Origin of the sequence: Weissella muntiaci, assembly GCF_008107635.1 — a bacterium.
Classification (GTDB): Bacteria; Bacillota; Bacilli; order Lactobacillales; family Lactobacillaceae; genus Weissella; species Weissella muntiaci.
On the sequence record NZ_SDGZ01000014.1, the window covers coordinates 153,494 to 172,029 of the forward strand.

The 18,536-nt window shown below is 41.8% G+C and carries 14 protein-coding genes, 8 tRNA genes and 1 other annotated feature; of the genes, 1 reads left to right on the forward strand and 21 read right to left on the reverse strand.

Translation table 11 applies throughout. The features are described from left to right. Positions 1-109: 109 nt before the first annotated feature. From ESZ50_RS05945 to ESZ50_RS05975, 7 genes are all read right to left on the reverse strand, one after another. Positions 110-193, reverse strand: a tRNA-Leu gene (locus ESZ50_RS05945). A gap of 48 nt (positions 194-241) precedes the next feature. Further along, positions 242-325, reverse strand: a tRNA-Leu gene (locus ESZ50_RS05950). Between the two features lie 34 nt (positions 326-359). Next, positions 360-432, reverse strand: a tRNA-His gene (locus ESZ50_RS05955). Positions 433-447: 15 nt separating this feature from the next. Beyond that, a tRNA-Trp gene (locus tag ESZ50_RS05960) sits at positions 448-518 on the reverse strand. Positions 519-546: 28 nt separating this feature from the next. After that, a tRNA-Phe gene (locus tag ESZ50_RS05965) sits at positions 547-619 on the reverse strand. 5 nt (positions 620-624) lie between these two features. Next, positions 625-698 (reverse strand) — tRNA-Asp (locus ESZ50_RS05970). Positions 699-700: 2 nt separating this feature from the next. After that, positions 701-773 (reverse strand) — tRNA-Val (locus tag ESZ50_RS05975). 145 nt (positions 774-918) lie between these two features. Between ESZ50_RS05975 and ESZ50_RS05980 the strand changes: the two genes are divergently transcribed. Beyond that, a tRNA-Cys gene (locus ESZ50_RS05980) sits at positions 919-989 on the forward strand. Positions 990-1,047: 58 nt separating this feature from the next. On the opposite strand, the gene ESZ50_RS05985 is transcribed toward ESZ50_RS05980, so the two are convergent. From ESZ50_RS05985 to ESZ50_RS06050, 14 genes are all read right to left on the reverse strand, one after another. Then, a complete protein-coding gene (locus tag ESZ50_RS05985; RefSeq protein WP_148622672.1) occupies positions 1,048-2,562 on the reverse strand; it encodes a glycosyltransferase in 1,515 nt (504 codons plus the stop codon). Between the two features lie 17 nt (positions 2,563-2,579). Beyond that, complete coding sequence (locus ESZ50_RS05990) at positions 2,580-4,172, reverse strand: glycosyltransferase family 4 protein (RefSeq protein ID WP_148622673.1); 1,593 nt, start codon at positions 4,170-4,172, stop codon at positions 2,580-2,582. A gap of 229 nt (positions 4,173-4,401) precedes the next feature. Next, the gene (locus ESZ50_RS05995; RefSeq protein ID WP_148622674.1) at positions 4,402-5,271 is read right to left on the reverse strand and encodes an NAD(P)-dependent oxidoreductase; all 870 of its coding nucleotides are present in this window, start codon (positions 5,269-5,271) and stop codon (positions 4,402-4,404) included. 47 nt (positions 5,272-5,318) lie between these two features. After that, complete coding sequence (locus ESZ50_RS06000) at positions 5,319-6,278, reverse strand: aldo/keto reductase (RefSeq protein ID WP_222860795.1); 960 nt, start codon at positions 6,276-6,278, stop codon at positions 5,319-5,321. Between the two features lie 110 nt (positions 6,279-6,388). Then, the gene (locus ESZ50_RS06005) at positions 6,389-7,744 is read right to left on the reverse strand and encodes a Na+/H+ antiporter NhaC family protein (protein ID WP_148622675.1); all 1,356 of its coding nucleotides are present in this window, start codon (positions 7,742-7,744) and stop codon (positions 6,389-6,391) included. 383 nt (positions 7,745-8,127) lie between these two features. Then, complete coding sequence (locus tag ESZ50_RS06010) at positions 8,128-9,471, reverse strand: dihydrolipoyl dehydrogenase family protein (RefSeq protein ID WP_148622676.1); 1,344 nt, start codon at positions 9,469-9,471, stop codon at positions 8,128-8,130. Between the two features lie 17 nt (positions 9,472-9,488). Beyond that, on the reverse strand, positions 9,489-9,977 hold the full coding sequence (locus tag ESZ50_RS06015) for a GAF domain-containing protein (RefSeq protein ID WP_148622677.1): 489 nt from the start codon (positions 9,975-9,977) through the stop codon (positions 9,489-9,491). A gap of 334 nt (positions 9,978-10,311) precedes the next feature. Next, positions 10,312-11,112 carry a MurR/RpiR family transcriptional regulator gene (locus ESZ50_RS06020; protein WP_148622678.1) on the reverse strand — a complete coding sequence of 267 codons (801 nt, stop codon included), beginning with the start codon at positions 11,110-11,112 and terminating at the stop codon, positions 10,312-10,314. Between the two features lie 5 nt (positions 11,113-11,117). Next, on the reverse strand, positions 11,118-12,215 hold the full coding sequence (gene aguA / locus ESZ50_RS06025) for an agmatine deiminase (RefSeq protein ID WP_148622679.1): 1,098 nt from the start codon (positions 12,213-12,215) through the stop codon (positions 11,118-11,120). Positions 12,216-12,299: 84 nt separating this feature from the next. Then, positions 12,300-13,394: an agmatine deiminase gene (gene aguA, locus ESZ50_RS06030; protein ID WP_148622680.1), complete on the reverse strand. Its 1,095-nt coding sequence runs from the start codon at positions 13,392-13,394 to the stop codon at positions 12,300-12,302. 2 nt (positions 13,395-13,396) lie between these two features. Then, on the reverse strand, positions 13,397-14,761 hold the full coding sequence (locus tag ESZ50_RS06035) for an APC family permease (protein WP_425473112.1): 1,365 nt from the start codon (positions 14,759-14,761) through the stop codon (positions 13,397-13,399). Positions 14,762-14,792: 31 nt separating this feature from the next. Beyond that, complete coding sequence (gene ptcA, locus ESZ50_RS06040; RefSeq protein WP_148622681.1) at positions 14,793-15,818, reverse strand: putrescine carbamoyltransferase; 1,026 nt, start codon at positions 15,816-15,818, stop codon at positions 14,793-14,795. 215 nt (positions 15,819-16,033) lie between these two features. After that, positions 16,034-17,293 (reverse strand): tyrosine--tRNA ligase, encoded by a 1,260-nt coding sequence (gene tyrS / locus ESZ50_RS06045; protein WP_148622682.1) that lies wholly within the window; start codon positions 17,291-17,293, stop codon positions 16,034-16,036. Between the two features lie 44 nt (positions 17,294-17,337). Then, positions 17,338-17,528, reverse strand: a binding site (T-box leader). A gap of 56 nt (positions 17,529-17,584) precedes the next feature. After that, a complete protein-coding gene (locus ESZ50_RS06050; protein ID WP_148622683.1) occupies positions 17,585-18,499 on the reverse strand; it encodes a sulfite exporter TauE/SafE family protein in 915 nt (304 codons plus the stop codon). Positions 18,500-18,536 lie beyond the last annotated feature (37 nt).

Sequence of the window (18,536 nt, forward strand, 5' to 3'; positions counted from 1 at the left end):
AAAGGAGACTGAGTTTGTGAAGATTATTTACATATTCTATTAATAATGCCGTAACGGCAATTATGTCAGTACAAAAAAACACCTGATATAAATCAGGTGTTCTCAGATATGCCGTCGGTGGGGGTCGAACCCACACTCCCTTGCGGGAACTGGATTTTGAGTCCAGCGCGTCTGCCTATTCCGCCACAACGGCAATTGATTAATCTAGATAAAGACTCGCGTCTCAGGATTGCCGAAGCAATGCCGTCGGTGGGGGTCGAACCCACACTCCCTTGCGGGAACTGGATTTTGAGTCCAGCGCGTCTGCCTATTCCGCCACAACGGCAATATCTATTTTAATCACGAAGCAAAGCTTCAAGGGCGGTAGATGGGAATCGAACCCACGCATGTCGGTACCACAAACCGATGTGTTAACCACTTCACCACTACCGCCATTATCAAAAAAAGCAGGGGTAGAGGGAATCGAACCCCCACCAACGGTTTTGGAGACCGTCGTTCTACCGTTAAACTATACCCCTATGGAATGGATATTCTATTATCATCCAATGGCGCGGGACGGAATCGAACCGCCGACACATGCAGCTTCAATGCATTGCTCTACCGACTGAGCTACCGAGCCATAAACGGTCACAACGGGGTTCGAACCCGTGATCTCCTGCGTGACAGGCAGGCGTCCTAACCAACTAGACCATGCGACCAATGGACGTTACAGGGATCGAACCTGTGACCCCCTGCTTGTAAGGCAGGTGCTCTCCCAGCTGAGCTAAACGTCCATAATTGTTTGCTTTAATACCGCAACAACAAGATTTATAATACAGGAGCTCAGCTATTTTTGCAACCCTTTTAATCAACTAATTTGCAGTGTTTGCTATAACCCGGTTTTTCCACTATAATATTGATTGTTCTGTATTTATATATGGTGGTGTAGCCAAGTGGTAAGGCAACGGTCTGCAAAACCGTGATCGCGGGTTCGATTCCCGTTACCACCTTAATCAATCACAAAAAAGTCCCGTTGAGTCAATGCTCAACGGGACTTTTTTCTTAATGCTATGGTAAGACATCTTCCCATACTTTAATCATGTTCTCTGCCGAATAAACTTTTGCAGCCTGATATGCTCTTTGACTCATATCAATCCACAAATTCTCATCCGAGAGTAACAACAAGATTTTATCTGCCATTTCTTTCGTTGCATCCGCCTTGAGCACGAAACCGTTCTGACCATCTTCGATAATCTCCGCTGGTCCATAGTTAATATCATATACAACTGCTGGCAAACCATAACCTTGCGCTTCTATCAGCGATAAGCCATAACCTTCACCACGCGATGTATTAATCAAGACCCGCGCTTGTTGATAAATCTGACTCAAATCATTTCCAGTAACATAATCACCAAAAATAATATTGTCCTGGATGCCCTCGCGAGCGGCCTGTTCCTTCAAGTCCGCAATAATTGTTCCATTGGCCGGATAACCATGAAACTCCAAAGTTGCCTCTGGCATGGCCGCGACAACTTTACTGAAAACACGAATAGCCTGTTCAGGACGTTTTTCAGGTGAAATTCGTCCAACAAACACCACTCGACCAGGAATTCTTTCTCCCACAGTTTTTGGTGTGCTTTCAAGGACATCACTTTCAATAAATCCGTCCGGGGCAACCTGAACATTCAACTTTGGAAAACGTGTCAATAAATCCTTTTGTTGTCCATGCGAAGGTACCATAATACCGTCAAAATCATCAACACGATCAACTAACGCCGTTTTATATACATCAAATAGCTTCCCTTTGAGAGCCTTGTTTGCTTGAACAGTGTGTACATCATGCAAATAGGCCCACTTTGAGTCAGCATTTTGAATATCCGCAACTACACCGTCCAAACTACGCCGATCAGATATCAAAGTTGACTTAGGACTGATCAACATCAATTCATTCAAGAAGAAACGAAATAGCTCATCCTCACTACTAAATTGATAATCTGCCCCTTGATGGTTCAACAAAGTGAACACTGTCGGATACATCTTCCCCTGTACAGCCATATGAGTGACTTCAAGCACTGGAATTCCTTGCCGATTCAAAAATTTTTGACCAGCTAAACTGCCATCTGGATTAAAATAATCAATCGAAGATTTAAAACCACGCCAATCATAATTTTCTCGTACGGTCGTATTACCAAAAAGATCATACCAAGAAATCGCATTTACCAAGCCCACCGTTCCAGGCATAATATCAATACGCCCAATTTCGCGACCAGCATGATTAATCGTCGAATAATCGGCCCCTTTGCTGATTAAATGATATTCATCAAAGGGTAGCGATTCCAATGTCCGCACTGTTTGATCATGATGCGGTTCTTCCGTGATTTCTTGATAAAAATCGTACATGTTTAAAACGTCTTTTGCAGCCAACCCAATCGCTTGACGATCACGTTCTAAAAAACGATTGTAATTTCGCGTTACATAAATTGCCCCATAATCGAAGCGATTAAATAATTTTGTCCGCTTAGCTTGCGCATGCTCTGTCCCTGAATTAAAGGTAAAGATATTTTCACTAACAAAAAAATACATTATTTCGCTCCTTTTGATTAAGATTCTGCTGGTATCGTCGTAATTACCCGTTGCGACCATTCTGCTTGAGCTGACGCCAAAAGCTTCTGCCAAGCTTGCCAAACAGTTTCACTCGAATAGCGCTCTGCAGAGGCATATGCACCATCCGAATAAGCTTGAGCGAGTTGTGGATTCTTTAAAACATCAATCATCTTACTTGCTAGTGCTTGATAGTCACCATATGGCACAATTGCCCCATTCACGCCATTCTGAACAATCTCGTTTGGACCATAATTTACATCATAGGTAAATGAAATCAGTCCATGTGAGATTGCCTCTAAGATTGCTAGATTAAATCCCTCCATCTTTGAGGTTAATCCATACATCATCGCGTCATTTTCAACAGCGCCAACATCAGTTGTATAACCTTTTAAAGTCACCACATTCTCTAAATGTTCTTCAGCAATCACTGCCTCAACCGCCCGTCGTGCCTGATAATCATTACTAGGATCAGCATAACCATATATATCCAAAGTCACCGCTGGAATTTCTTTATGTGCCAGCGCGACCGCTTTCACCAAATCAACCAGATTCTTTTCCCAAGCAATTCTTGCGAAAACAACCATCTTACCAAAAGTTCGCTGTGCCACTGGTATTGGCGTCACCGCCAATAAAGCCGGATCGACAATCCCGACTGGAATTGTGAACAACTCTGCCTTGGGAGCAAAACGCTGTTTAACATCTGCTTGTTGGCGGTGAGTTGCCGAAATAATCGCATTGTATTGATCTTTATTTGCAAGACCAAATTCATAATGGTTATTCACCATTGAATTAACCGGATCTTGAGCATCACTAACTTGAGAATTATGTAAGTGCAAGACTGTGTAGGCCGGCCTTTTCAAATGAAGAAGCGCCCAATCGCCAAGATGCGCACGATCCAAAACAAAGATATTTGGCGATTGAGCGGACCAAAAATCATCATTCAAACAATCATAGAAATGTAATGTTAGTTCGTCAATCGTATCAAAAACATGAATCTTGCCTTGTTGATCAGTCAAACGCCAGCCAGACTTCTTCAACTCGCCACGTGCATTCTGTTTGTTGAAAGTCTCTAATACTGTTCTTCCATCCGGCGTTAACCATGTTTCCGTACCAACCTTGTTGTCTGGTGTATACCATTGCGCCAATGATAGGAAACCACGTGAATCATAGTGATTTACTCGATACAAATTATTAAACACATCGAATAATTCAGTTGAACGAACTCTCTGAGCATCTGTCGAATCATAATTAACCCGTGCTATCAATCTGCCCAGTTGATTTGTTACAAGATACCGATTATGCTCAGCATCCTCTTGAAATTGTAAATTGGGCTGTCCAAACTGTAAATCGGTGGCTTGTAAATGTTTCGCCTCCACTTCAGTTGCACCCTGAAAGTAGTCAAACATATTAATTAATTGCTTGTCGGAAACTCCAGCTAAGTTAGTATTTATATGTGCAACTGGATCCCAGTCGCGCAAAATCAACCTTACATCTGTTTTGTACAGATTAAAAAGTGCCATCCGCTTCAACTGTGCATGTTCAATTCCCGATTTTTGTTTTGGCATCGTTGCATTTATAAAAAAAATCATCGTCTTGCCTCCTGCAATCATTCTTTAATATAAATTATACTGTACGTCCGACGTAAACAAAGATATTTACATCTATTTATTTGAAATCATAAACTAGATTACTTTAATCTAGGCAAAAAAAGAGAACAAATGGTATTTTCACACCATTCATTCTCATAACGAGTTTTTATCTTTTTTTGAATTGCCGGTCTTCTATATTAGTACAGGCAACCAAAATTCTTATCAACAATTAATTGAATTGTGCCCACAGCTTAACAATCGCCTGCGTACCTTCGTTACCAAGTTCCATCTCTTCCGATAACTTTGCATACATTTGTTCAGCCAGTTCAGTTGCTGGTAACTCCAACTCCATCTTCTTCGCCTCATCCAATGCAATCCGCAGGTCTTTCAAAAGATGCTTAGCATAAAAGCCTGGCTCAAAGTCACGATTCAAAATACGCGGAGCCAGATTAGCCAAACTCCAGTTTTGCGCACCGCCACCACTCAAAGTCTCAATAACATCACGCAAATCCAACCCTGCTGTCTTAGCATAAGTCAGACTCTCAGCCATCCCCAACATCGTGCTAGCAATCATAATCTGATTGGCCATCTTAGCATGCTGTCCTTTACCGGCGCCACCAAACAAATTAATCTTTTCGCCCAGTACATTCAAGATCGGAAATATCTTGGTATAAATATTCATCTCAGCTCCGACCATCACCGATAAGGTCCCATTAGTTGCACCAATATCGCCACCAGATACTGGCGCATCAACAACATGCACTCCATGTTGTTGACCTTCGGCAAACAGTTGTTCCGCTAAGGTTGGTGTCGACGTCGTCATATCAATCAGGATTTGCCCCTCACTTGCATGAGCAAGAATTCCAGACGTTCCATAATAAACATCCTCAACGTCCTTAGGATAGCCAACCATTGTAAAAGTGACATCAGTTTGTTCAGTGACTTCACCTGGCGTGGCCGCCCAGATTGCACCGTTTTTAATAACCGACTCTGCACCAGCCATATGCCGGTTATATACAACGACTTCATAGTCGGCCTTCAAGAGATTATTAATAATCCCGCGTCCCATCACACCCGTACCAATAAAACCAATTTTCATATTTCACTCCCTTAAAATGCACTATCTTGGGCTAAATTTATCAAAGCCTATGGCAAATCATTACCCGCTGCGAAATAAATGTCATACCACTCTTGATTGGTTAGAGTTACCTTGTCCGCAACCATCATTTCTGATAGGCGGCTTGGAGTCATTGAACCCAATACAACCTGCATCTTAGCTGGGTGATAAGTGATAAAGGCAACTGCAATTGCATTCTTACTTACGCCGTACTTGCCTGCCAGTTCGGCTAACTTATCATTCAAAGCAGCAAATTTAGGATTGTCAATAAATGGTCCTTCAAAGAAGCCATATTGGAAAGGTGACCAAGCTTGAACAGTCATTTTCTTCAATCGTGAATAAGCTAGAATTCCACCATCATGATCAATTGAGCGCTCGTCGGACATATTAACGTGGAATTCACTATCAACCATCCCGGTGTGCATTACACCAAACTGAAGTTGATTTGCCACTAATGGCTCATCCAAAGCAGATTGAACCAATTCTACTTGCCAAGGGTTCATGTTTGAAACACCAAAATGGCGTACCTTACCAGCGGCCTTTAATTCCCTAAATGCATCCGCAACTTGTTCTGGATCCATAAGTGTATCAGGCCGATGCAATAAGAACACATCTAAATAATCTGTCTTTAGCCGTTGTAATTCAATCTCTGCTGCTGCAATCAAATGTTCCTTCGAAAAGTCATATCGCGGTCCTTTAAGTCCATCACCACTAATCTGACCTTTTTCAAGGATGATTCCACCCTTTGATTGGAGGAAGATATCCTCACGAGTAACGTTTAATCGTTGTAAACTCTCACCCAATGTTGTGGACGACTTCCCAGCCGCATAGATATCAGCTGTATCAAAGAAATTAATCCCATGATCCAAGGATGTTTGCACAACTGCATCAGCCTCGGCTGCTGACTTATCAGCAATTCGCATCACACCCATCGCAATATCTGGTACCTGTAATCCGGTCTTTCCTAGTTCAATCTGTTTTACCATCATATCCTCCGTCCATCAACTTGCTTATTTTTAGTTACACTTTCATTCTACTACTTGGAAAAAGCGACCGCAAAATTTTTCGACCACTAATGAACATTATCAGTCTATAAACCTTACTTAACTCGTTTCAAGCCAATCCCAGTCCATGCAGAAAGCAATGAGAATACTGGTGACAACAATGCAAAGAATACAAATGGCGCGAACTCACGTACTGACACCCCTAGTGTCTGCGCCGCAAAGCTTCCTGCCACACCCCACGGAACTAAGTAGTTAATAACTGTTCCAGAATCCTCTAATGCACGACCAAGTGCTAAACGCGACAACTTCTTCTCGTCAAAAGCATTTTTCCACAACTGACCTGGCAATATAGTTGCTAAGAATTGTTCTCCAATCATGAAGTTTGCACCAATTCCAGTTAACAAAGTTCCCGTAACAACACCTGCGCCAGTCTTAATCCGATTAATTACCGGCTTCATTACCGCCTGCATGATTTTTTGTTCTGTCAGTAATCCACCCAACGCAAGGGCCAACATGATAATAATTACCGTTGGCATCATGGACATCATTCCCCCACGATTCAACAGACTAACTAATAACGCATTGTGTGAATCTGTCTTGAAACCATTCATTAACGTTGCACTTAGCGCTGGTAGACTATGCTCTGTCAAGAAAAGTCCACTTGATACTGCCACATTAACTAAAAGTGTTGGAATTGCCGGAATCTTTGCCCAAACCATCCCAATCAACAAGGTAATTGGCAAAATCGCCCACCAAGTTGGTGACAATAGGTTACTCAAATGTTGCAAATTAGCAACTGAACCATGATCATGCCCCAAGCCAATAATTGCAAAAATAATTAATGACCCACCTAACGCTGGTAAGGTAGTCCACATCAGGTTCTTTATATGGGCAAATAGGTCTGTCTCTGAAATTGACGCGGCCAGACTAGTTGATTCTGATAATGGAGAACTTTTGTCACCAAAAATTGCACCAGATAGTACGGCTCCGGCAACAATTGCTGGATTAAAGCCTAGCGCTGTCCCAACACCCATCAAAGCAACTCCAACAGTTGCCATGGTTGTAAAAGCTGATCCAATCATTGAACCAACCATTGCTGAAATAATCAAAGCAGTTGGCAAAAACCATGTTACATTCGCCAATCTAAAGCCAATCCATAGCATTGTTGGAATAACGTTGGTCGCCATCCACAAAGCGATCAACATTCCAATTAACAAAAACAAAAATAATGGCGCTAACGCCGTTGAAATTCCAGATAAAAGTTGTTCTTGGATTTGCGCCCAACTAGTTCGATTTAATTTTGCAAAAATCGCCACAGCAAGCAAACTCGTCAATAAAGGCACAATCGGATCGAGCCCCAGTCCTATAATTCCAAAACTAAAAACAACTGCTAATAAAACAACTAACACAAATGCCTTGCCAAAACTTGGCGTCTTTACTTCATTTATCATATTCTTCTCCTAATATCGATCGTCGCAATTCAATACACAATTTTGATCATCGATATCGGCTGATCCCACCAAATGAAGTTTTAATTCTTATTTTAGATACCCCATTGCCATGCTCCAATCCTAATTGAGATTTTCCGAAATTAAATAAAAAAGTCCCAGCAACGTTAATAAACACTGCTGGGACGAATCAAAAATCCGCGGTACCACCCAAGATTATCCCTGGTAACCCACGGACCTCTCAATTAATTATTTAGACTAATTTTATCAGTACTTCGATCTTGCTGGCCTGCGCTATTCACAGCAACCATAGCTTCTCTTACATCCAACCAGCTGATCTATTGTTTTTAAAATGATACTTTAATTAGAAAATTATGTCAATCACCTTAGAAGAAATATTCCAAATCTGAGGCTAAGGATGGATATGAATATAACCGTTCACGAACTGCCTCATAGGTATCTTTACGCTCAATTGCGTCAACAAAGTAATTAATCAATTCTTCGGCATGATTTCCAATCATTGCTGCTCCGACAATCTCTCCTGCTTGATTAAAGACAATCTTAGAAGCAACTTTACTTTCGGCTGCCCGATAGTAGCTAAACCACTCTGTCATATCGAATGTACGCACTTCGTAATCTAACATTTCAGCCGCGCTTGGAGCTACCCCAACCTCAGCAATCTTTGGTGTACCAAAAACAGTAATTGGAATCAATGGATACTTAATTGATTCTTCGTGTCCGTTTAGGACCTTCGCAATATAGCGTCCTTCAAAATATCCCGTCGTCGTCAACCTTGGTACTGGCGTGTTCGCAACATCCCCACCAGCATAAATGTGTGGATTACTTGTTCGAAGATGCTCATCCACAATAATCCCATGCTGATTGCTTTCGACCCCAGCCTTATCCAAAGCTAGCAAATCGCTATTAGGAGTTCGTCCAACTGCTCGTACAACAAGTCCAGCTGGAATCGTGCTACCAAAACTCAATTCCGCTGACAATCCGGCATCTGTTTTGCGGACTGCTGTCACAGTTGTATTAAAGTAAACGTGCACGCCACGGTCACTAAGTTGTTCCATTAATTCATCAGCAAAATCTGACTCAAAATCCTTTAGAATTTCGTCGCCACGGACTACCAAATGAACGTTTGCGCCTGTTGCAACAGCAATCGAAGCAAATTCAACAGCAATGTAGCCACCACCAATAATCACAACATCCTTAGGCATTTCTGGCAAAGATAAGAATTGCTCCGAATCAGTTGTCAACTCGCCACCTTCAATTGGGAGGTCTGCAGGTCGTTGACCAACCGCAATGACATAATCATTTGCTCGAACAACTACATTTCCTGCTTCTTCATGGACTAACAGCGTTTCTTCATCTAAAAACTCAGCTTGTCCGTAGAGGTGATCAATTTGTGCTGTATCCAATGACCCAAGTGTTCTGCCTGGCATCGTATCCGTAAATTTTGCCTTGCGAGCCATTAGTTTTGGCCAATCGAGTGTAACATCCGCTATTAAACCATCATTTTGGAAAGCCAAGGCATTCTCACGAGCCTCCACACCAGCCAGCAACAGCTTCTTTGGATCGCAACCATAATTTGGACAAGTTCCGCCCCACAAATATTTTTCAATGACAACTACACTTTTACCAGCCGCCTTTAAATCTTCTGCGGCAGCCAATCCAGTTGGACCAGCACCAATAACCGCTGCATCATAATTTAATGTTGCTTCCATTCTGACTGCTCCTCTTCTTATACGTACTGTAACAATGCCTTCACAAAATGCTTCAAATCGTTTTCATCTTGTTCACTAAAACGATTAAATGCTGTTGAATCGATATCTAGGACACCTAAGCGCTTTCCATCTTCATCGACCAAAGGCACCACAATTTCTGCGTTTGAAGCAGAATCACAGGCAATATGACCAGAGAAAGTATGCACATCAGCTACTCGAACAGTTTGATTCTCCTCAAAGGCTTTTCCAACAACTCCCGTTCCATTCTTAATCCGAACAACCGCAGCCTTCCCGATAAATGGCCCCAAGATCAGCTCATCTAACTTCTCATCATAAAAATAAAAGCCAGCCCAATTAACAGCCTTCAAGTTTTCAGCTAGAATTGCCGCTGCATTAGCATAATTGGCCTGTGCTAAACCTTGGCTCTGTTCGCCTTGTATCCATTCTAACAATAGTTGACTCAATAGTGGTTGTCCCGTAACTTCGTTAATTACTTGTTCTGTCATATTTGTGCTCCACCTTTTCCTTTGATATAAAAAAATCCCTAGTCAAATATACATTCGACTAGGGACGATTAATTCGCGGTACCACCCAAAAATCATCTAGCCATCACTGACTAGAACTCATTGACTTCATACAAAGTCAGAGGAAGATAACGGTCCCTAATCGTAACTCGAGCTCTCACCCTAGTTAAATCTCCAAGCTCATCTTCATCGGATTCTGATAGATGGCCTCTCACCTACTGCCACTCTCTGAACTATCAAAATTCGATTACTCTTCTCTTCAACGATTGATTGTTGATAATCTTACTTCCTGTTAGTAATTCTGTCAAACTTTTCTCTAAACTTGTTCTTTAAAATGAAAATCACGATTACCAAAATTCTCAATATATTGATATAACAACAGTTCCATAATTGCTACACTCGAGATTCGAGAAGAAACATTATGTGCATTTAGATTCAACGCATCCGTAAAAATATAGAAATTCAATGCACTCAAACTTTGTAAGGTATTATTATTCGACTCTGTGATTGATACAATCATTGGTTGTACCTTTTGGCACTCAAAGTCATTCAACATCTGGAGCCACTCTGGATCATTCCCATCATAGGTCAAAATGAAGACCAACGATTCTGATCGAACTTGTTTAACAGCTAATCCACGATAATCAAAATCACTTGGGAAATTCACATTAAAGCCCGCCATACTATAAATATAGTTCACATACTCCGCGGCATGTTTGCTAATTCCTTTAGCAAATAAGTAAATATCTGGATGTTCAGCTAGCTTTGTCGTGATTCGATTTAACTTTTCAATTGGAATTACCCGAACACTTTCATAAATATTGGCTAGATATGCCTCACGATAGTCAATTTGCTCCTCTGAGAAATTTGGTTTACGTTCCTGCACTTGATTCAATGCCGTATATTTAATAACAGTCACAAATTCGCTGTAACCTGAAAAGCCAATTTTCTTTACAAAACGCAAAAAAGTCGCTGTTGATGTGAAGGTCGCTGTCGCGGCTTCACGGATTGTCATACCTTGAATTTCATTCATGTGTTTTACAACATAATCAAGCAAATCTTGCTCATTATTGCTTAAAGAATTCAAATGATCCCTTACAACTTCAAAAAAATCCATGTTATTTACCTATCCTTTGGCAGATCTGGGGTATTAATAACGAGGGTATGTAAGCCGCCACCTCCGTTCAAAAATTCGCGTACCGGCATTGTCAAAATTTGCCGACTAGGGTAAAGTCTTTGTAATTTTTCCTGTGCAACAGCGTCCTGCGGATCATTAAACCATGGCATGATAATCACATCTGTCAAAGTTATATAGTTGACATAAGTAGCCGTCAAACGTCGTCCTGCGTTCCTTGGCAAGCGTCCATTAATCGGGTCGACCCCGTGTGCTTCCTCATCTGTCAGATACAATGGCGTTGGCATTTGCATCTTATGAATTTTGAAAGAACGTCCTTTCGCATCAGTTGTCGAGCTTAGAATATCATATGCTCTTTGACTAATTTCAAATTGCGGATCAGTTCGATCATCAGTCCATGTCAATACGATTTCACCTGGTGCGATAAAATTCACCATGTTATCAATGTCTCCCCCAGTTTCATCCATGAAATAACCATCCTGCAACCAAATCACCTTTTCAATTCCAAAATAGTGCCCAAAGATTTTCTCAATTTTATTCTTGTCTAAATTTATATTCCGCCCTTCAGATAAGACAACTTCTTCGGTTGCAATCATTGTACCTTCACCATCAACTAAAATAGCACAGCCCTCTAAGATCAACTCAGCTTTATAATAATCGATTGCCTGCAAATCAAGAACTTTTTGCGCAACCAAGTCATCTTGGTCCCACGGGAAATACAATCCATCCAACAATCCACCCCAAGCATTAAATTTAAAGTCAACTGCCTTGATTTCCCGACCATTAGTGATGTAAAAAGGTCCAGTATCTTTTAGCCAAACATCATCAAAACTCATCTCAACTACCTTGGTTTTTTGTCCAATTTGGTAATAAGCATTTTGATATTGTTCACGCGACACTAACACGGTCACTGGTTGATACTGTGCAATTAATTCTGCTAATTTGCGAAACATCACCTGCGCTGGCTTACCGCCATCCCGCCAATTATCGCGACGCTCCGGCCACGCAAGAAAGCTTTCACTGGTCGGCTCAAATTCAGCAATTAGTCGAAAGCGCTCATTCGCTGATATCTCTGTAAGTTGCATAAATAATACCCCATCTTCGCTTCAAATATTTAAACACGAAAAGGGAGGCGACTAAAACTAGTCTCGCTCCCTAAATCTAAATGCTTAAACTCGTGGTACTTGTTGTGTAATGCAGTGAATATTTCCGCCACCTAACAAGATTTCACGTGCCGGTACACCAACAATCTTTCGATCAGGATACAGCCGTTGCAAGGTCTCAGCAGCACGCGTATCCATTGGATCATCAAAGGTCGGATAAACAATTCCACCATTTGCCGTGTAATAGTTTACATACGATGCCGCTAGTCTCTCACCCTCGGTCCTTGGTTGGGTACCTTCAATTACATCGACACCCTCACTCTCAGCCTTGCTAATCAAAACCGGCTTAGGTAGATAAATCTTTTCGACCTGAATTTGACGTCCTTTAGCATCACGAGTGTTTTCCAAAATTGTTAGATTCTCTTTTGAAATTGCATACTGCGGATCCGACTCATCATCAGTCCATGCAAGCGCAACAACCCCCGGCTTAACGAAATTAGCAATATTGTCGACATGCCCATTTGTCTCGTCAAGATAGATTCCATTTTTTAGCCAAATAATCTTTTCAAGGTTCAAATGTTCCTTCAAAACTTCCTCAATCTGTTCCTTTGACAGTTGGGCGTTGCGTCCTGCCGACAAAAGACATTCTTCAGTAGTTATTAAAGTCCCTTCGCCATCTACATGAATTGAACCACCTTCAAGAATAAAATCGTCTAAGCGATAACGGTCAACTTGCTCAAGTTCACTCATCTTTTGGGCAACTCGATCATCTTTATCCCAAGGGAAGTAAAGACCATCAACTAGACCACCCCATGCGTTGAAGGTCCAATCAATTGCACGAAGGTCGCCAGCATCATTCTTAACAAAAGTCGCTCCAGAGTCACGTACCCATGAATCGTTGTTTGAAATTTCAACTACTTCAACTTGGTCAGGCAACATATGACGTGCATTTTGATATTGCTCATCACTAACACCCACAATCACATGCTCAAATTCGCTAATCACTGTTGCTACATCGACAAACACCCTTTGGGCTGGCTTAGCTCCATTTCGCCAGTTATCTGTTCGCTCTGGCCACAAAATATAAACTTCTTTGTGTGCCTCAAACTCACCGGGCATCCGATAACCATCTTTTTTAGGTGTTGAATATAAAGTTCTCATTATTAAATTTCCTTTCCCTTGTGTTGCTCAGCTATCCTTACGACTAACTCACCCACTACAAAGACAATTATCGTTCCTATCAAAATTGGTCGTTTACTAGATAATTCGTCGCTAGAACCATTCAATGGTACAGCTGTCAAAATAATCGTGATGATTAACAGTACTTCTGGAATCCATGTCATTAAATTGATCATAAGCTTACCACCCGGCACCTTGAATGGTCGCTCACGTGTCGCATCATCCCGTCGTAACTTCCAAAATGCCGGAAACATCATTGTGTATGAAACTAGCAAGGCAATCACATTCAGTGAGAAGAAGGCCCAAAAAATATCTGGATTGGGAATAAATGGTGCCGCAATTACCAAAACTGTCGCAACAATTCCATTCAAATATCCTGCACCAATTGGCATACCATTTTTATCTTCTTTACCGAATAAACTTGGCAAAGCATGATCTTTTGCCGCATAGTCCGCAACGTAATTGACTCCCAAGGCCCATGAGATCATTTCTGAAAGGAGGTTATACATGAACAACACGCCGATCAAAACAACGAACCAGTTCATATGACCAACTAACTGAATAAAGCTATCCAATAAACCACCTGAAGCGGAAAGTTGACTCGTAGGAATTGCCACACTCATTCCAAATGACGCTAGGAGATAGAAGAGTACGATCAGCCCCCCACCATAAATGATTGCTTTAGGGATTTGTCGTTTTGGGTCTGTCATATCGTCAGCCATCGTCGCCACCACTTCAAATCCTAAGAAATTAAAGATGATTACCGACAGGTTGCTCAGGCTACTTAGATTAAACGCTGGCAACAGATTCTTTGGTGCAAAACTATTGGCAACACCGTGCGTCATTGCCACATGAATCCCTAAAATCGCCAACGATAAAATGATAAAAATTTTCCCAATCGCCGCAATGTTCATAATCCATTTACTCTCAGAAACTGGCTTATTTCCCGCAAATACAGTTCCCCAGACAAACAGTAATTGGATTCCAACATTAACCGGCGTACTCAGGTGAATTCCTAAGATTTGCTCACCAACTTGAACAAACAAAACTGCCAAACTTGCCATCCAAATTGGATAATTTACCCAGTATGCCCACGCGAGGCGACCGCCCCAACGAGAGCCAAATGCTTGCTTCACCCAATCATACAACCCGCCTTCACCAGCATAAGTTGTTCCCAACTCTGATGATATCAAACCATACGGAATAAAGAATAAAATAAGGAGGAAAATCCACCAGAAAAACTGTGAATTTCCAATTGCAGCTGCAGGCGCGACAGATTCGACAACCATGACAACAACAACTGCCATCAAGACTGCATCGAAAAGCCGAAACTTCTTCTTCTCTTTCATGATTATGTCCCTCAATCCTCCAATGGATTATTTACCGTTCATCAACATAGTTCTCAAGCATATTCTCAATATCATTCTGATATTTAGTTGCTTCAGCTTCAGTTGGTACAGTCATTAATGGGTTTAGCAGGTATACGAAAATTGCGCGCATTGCTGTTTTACGATTCTCAGCTTCATCCCAAACAATTGAATAATCTGAGTCAATTACCTCATCCGTTACTTCTTCATTACGAGTTGCAGGCAAACAATGCATGAATTTGGCATTCTTAGCAGCCTTAGCCATTAATTCGGCATTCACTTGATACTTTGGATAGAATACATGCATCCGTTCCTCTTCTGAAAGTTCCGCCTCGTATAGACCATACCAAACGTCGGTATAAACAAAGTCTGCATCCTTCATTGCCTCATCAGCATCTTCGGTGATCAAAACACTTCCACCAGAAAGTTCAGCATTTTTACGACCAATCTCAAGCGCTGCCTCAGGAATTTGGAAACCTTTTGGTCCAAATTGGACAAAGTCCATCCCCATCTTTGTTGCTATGAACATTAATGAGACACACACTTGAGTTGCATCGCCTACAAAGACTACTTTTGCATCACTTAATTTCTTACCAGCTGGCAAGTGCTCCGTCATCGTGATAATGTCACCCAATTCTTGCGTGGGGTGATTATAATCACTCATGAAATTAACCACGGGGACCTTGGCATACTTTGCTACATCGGCAACTGTCTTATGCCGTTCAACACGGGCACCGACAATATCCAAGATCCGACCTAACACCTGTGAAGTATCTTCAATCGTCTCATGACCACCTAATTGAATCTGTCCTGGTGCAAGATATTGCGCATGGCCTCCCAATTCGGTCATTGCGGCCTCAGCCGATGTACGGGTTCTGGTTGACGACTGCTCAAAGACCATCCCTAAAGTCTTGTTCTTCAAAAGCTGTGGGTAATAACCGTGCTTTATTGAATCCTTTAACTTAATTGCTAAGTCAATTAGATATTGAATTTCGTCCTGAGTATAAGTATTCGTATCAACGTAATCACGCTTGGTCATGATAAATTCCTCCTAAAGAATTATTACTTTTTCAGAATATATCAATCCACCATTACTAGAAAGCGTTTTCAGACCCCTTGTCGACTCGTCAAAACAATTGAACGATGTTTCATTTTGTGAAACAAGTTACACTCTCCCCGGAACGGTTAAATCAGCATTAATGGTACAAAAAAAAAGGAGCACCTCATTAAGAGGTCTCCTTGATCTAACATTATTTATCTTACAACACCAACAGCCCACTTCTTCTTCCCACGTTTAACAATAACGTAAGCACCCTCGTACTTTGCTGCCGGGTTTACCATTGCTTCTACATCTGTGATTTGCTCACCATTAACCCGGATTGCTCCGCTAGTAACTGCTTCACGTGCCCGTGTCTTAGATGTTTCCAATCCAGCCGCAACTACTAAGTCCAACAAACCTAGCTCAGCTCCATCCAAACCAAATGTTGGCACGTTCCCAGCCAGGATTGCTACTTCATCCTTAGTCAAAGTTGATACATCAGCATTACCGAATAATACTTTCGTCATCATCTCTGCCGTCTTCAACGCAGCTGCGCCATGCACAAATGTCGTCACTTCTTCTGCCAAACGACGTTGTGCATTACGCTCAGCTGCATTCTCAGCAAGATCAACAACCAAATCATTGATCTCTGTTTGCGAAAGGAACGTGAAGTACTTCAACATCTTTTCAACATCACTATCAGCCGTATTCAACCAGAATTGATAGAATTCAAACGGGGTCGTTTTAGCTGGGTCCAGCCAAACAGCTCCGCCCTCAGTTTTACCAAACTTAGTTCCGTCAGCCTTCAACAACAATGGTACCGTCAAACCAAAGGCTGGTGCCTCTGATCCCTCTAATTTATGGATCAAATCAATTCCACCAGTAATGTTTCCCCACTGGTCAGAACCACCCACTTGCAGACGAACACTCTCACGCTTCCACAACTCATGGAAATCAATTGCTTGTAAGATTTGGTATGTAAATTCCGTGAAAGAGATTCCAGCTTCCAAACGTGAGGCAACCACATCCTTAGCTAACATCGTATTAATTGAAAATAGCTTTCCGTAGTCCCGTAGAACTTCCAACAAGCCCATTGACCCCAGCCAATCAAAATTATTAACAATTGAGAAACCATCTTCGCCAAATAGTTTTACCATTTGTGCTCGGATCTTTTCAACGTTTGCAGCTACTTCGGTCTGCGAAAGCAACTTTCGCTCAGATTTCTTACCAGATGGATCACCAATTGAACCTGTTCCACCACCAACGACAATCACTGGCTTTTGTCCTGCTAATTGGAAACGCTTCAAGATCATAAAGGGAATCAAATGTCCGATATGCATTGAATCGCCAGTTGGATCAATCCCAACATAAACACCAATTTGTTCTTTAGTCATTTGCTCACGCAAACCATCTGCATCTGTTACTTGGTTGATCGCATCACGCCAAGTTAATTCTTTTAGAATATCTTCAGTCATAGCTCTAATCCTCCATAAAATAAAAAGACACCCCAATCATTCCTGATTAGGGCGTCTGTTAAACGCGGTACCACCTAAATTGCAACGAATCGTTGCCACTCATTGATTTCTTATCGCGAAATTCACGCATAGTGTTCATTATGGCTGTAATTCAGCTTTTGACCTTGGCTAGCTTTCAGCAACCGCTAACTCTCTATTGACCAATCAAAAACCTACTAAACCACAACTATGTTTATTACTTTTTAGTTTACCATAGCTTTACAAGTTTGAAAGCCTTTTTTGAAAGAAGCATTATTTGCCGTCACTGAGCTTTTTCACCAAAGACTTTGGCTCTTCCTTACGCGAATCACGAAATAGGTTATACGCTGTCAACAAAGCAATCCCTACGATGAAATATGACAAGATAGTCATATTCACAAAGGTCACTAATTTAGCAGCAATGATTACCCCAACAGTCCCACCGATAATCATCGCAGGCAATCCACGCCATTCGACTCGACCAGTTCTAACAAAGTTCACTGCCGAAGTCATCATAATCATGGCCGCATCCATCATCATAACGGGAAAGGCGACCAGTGGATTAACACCCATCAATGAGAAGAAGATCAGTTCCGGTGTGTAATTCCCCAACCCAATTGTCATCAAGATACCTAGGCCAAAATTCACAAAAATGCCTAGCAGCAACCACCACCCATGAAGCCCATGGACAGCTAATGACTCACCCTGACCAGGGTTAGTGACCAACTTGATCAGCATAAAGACGGCCGCCAATGCCAACGCAATCGCTAACCATCGTTGCATCTTACGAACTGGCCAATTCGCCGTGATCCGCGTCCCTAAGGCTGCACCAGTCATCGCCGCTAATGTCATCGGTATTAACGTTGTTAATTCAATTTTAACTGCTGTCAAGAATAACAACGCCTCAACGAATACTGGAATCGCATGTGCCGCATTCATCGTTCCAGGTAATTTACGATCATCATCTAAAAAATGTGTCACCTTAAATAAAGCAGTCGTGGTAGCAAAAGACCCAATTCCCAATGTATCACCAAAATCCGTTACTAGACCAATTAAGAATCCCGGGACGAAACGATTTGTTGCATTCACTTTTGCTTTGCGCAATTCATGGAAGTATAAAGCTGCCATGCTAATAATCGCAATCACCAAGATTATTTGTAAACCATTCAAAACTAATCGTTCCGTCATCTATCCGTCCTCGCTCTATTTCACTCGATTAGTAAGT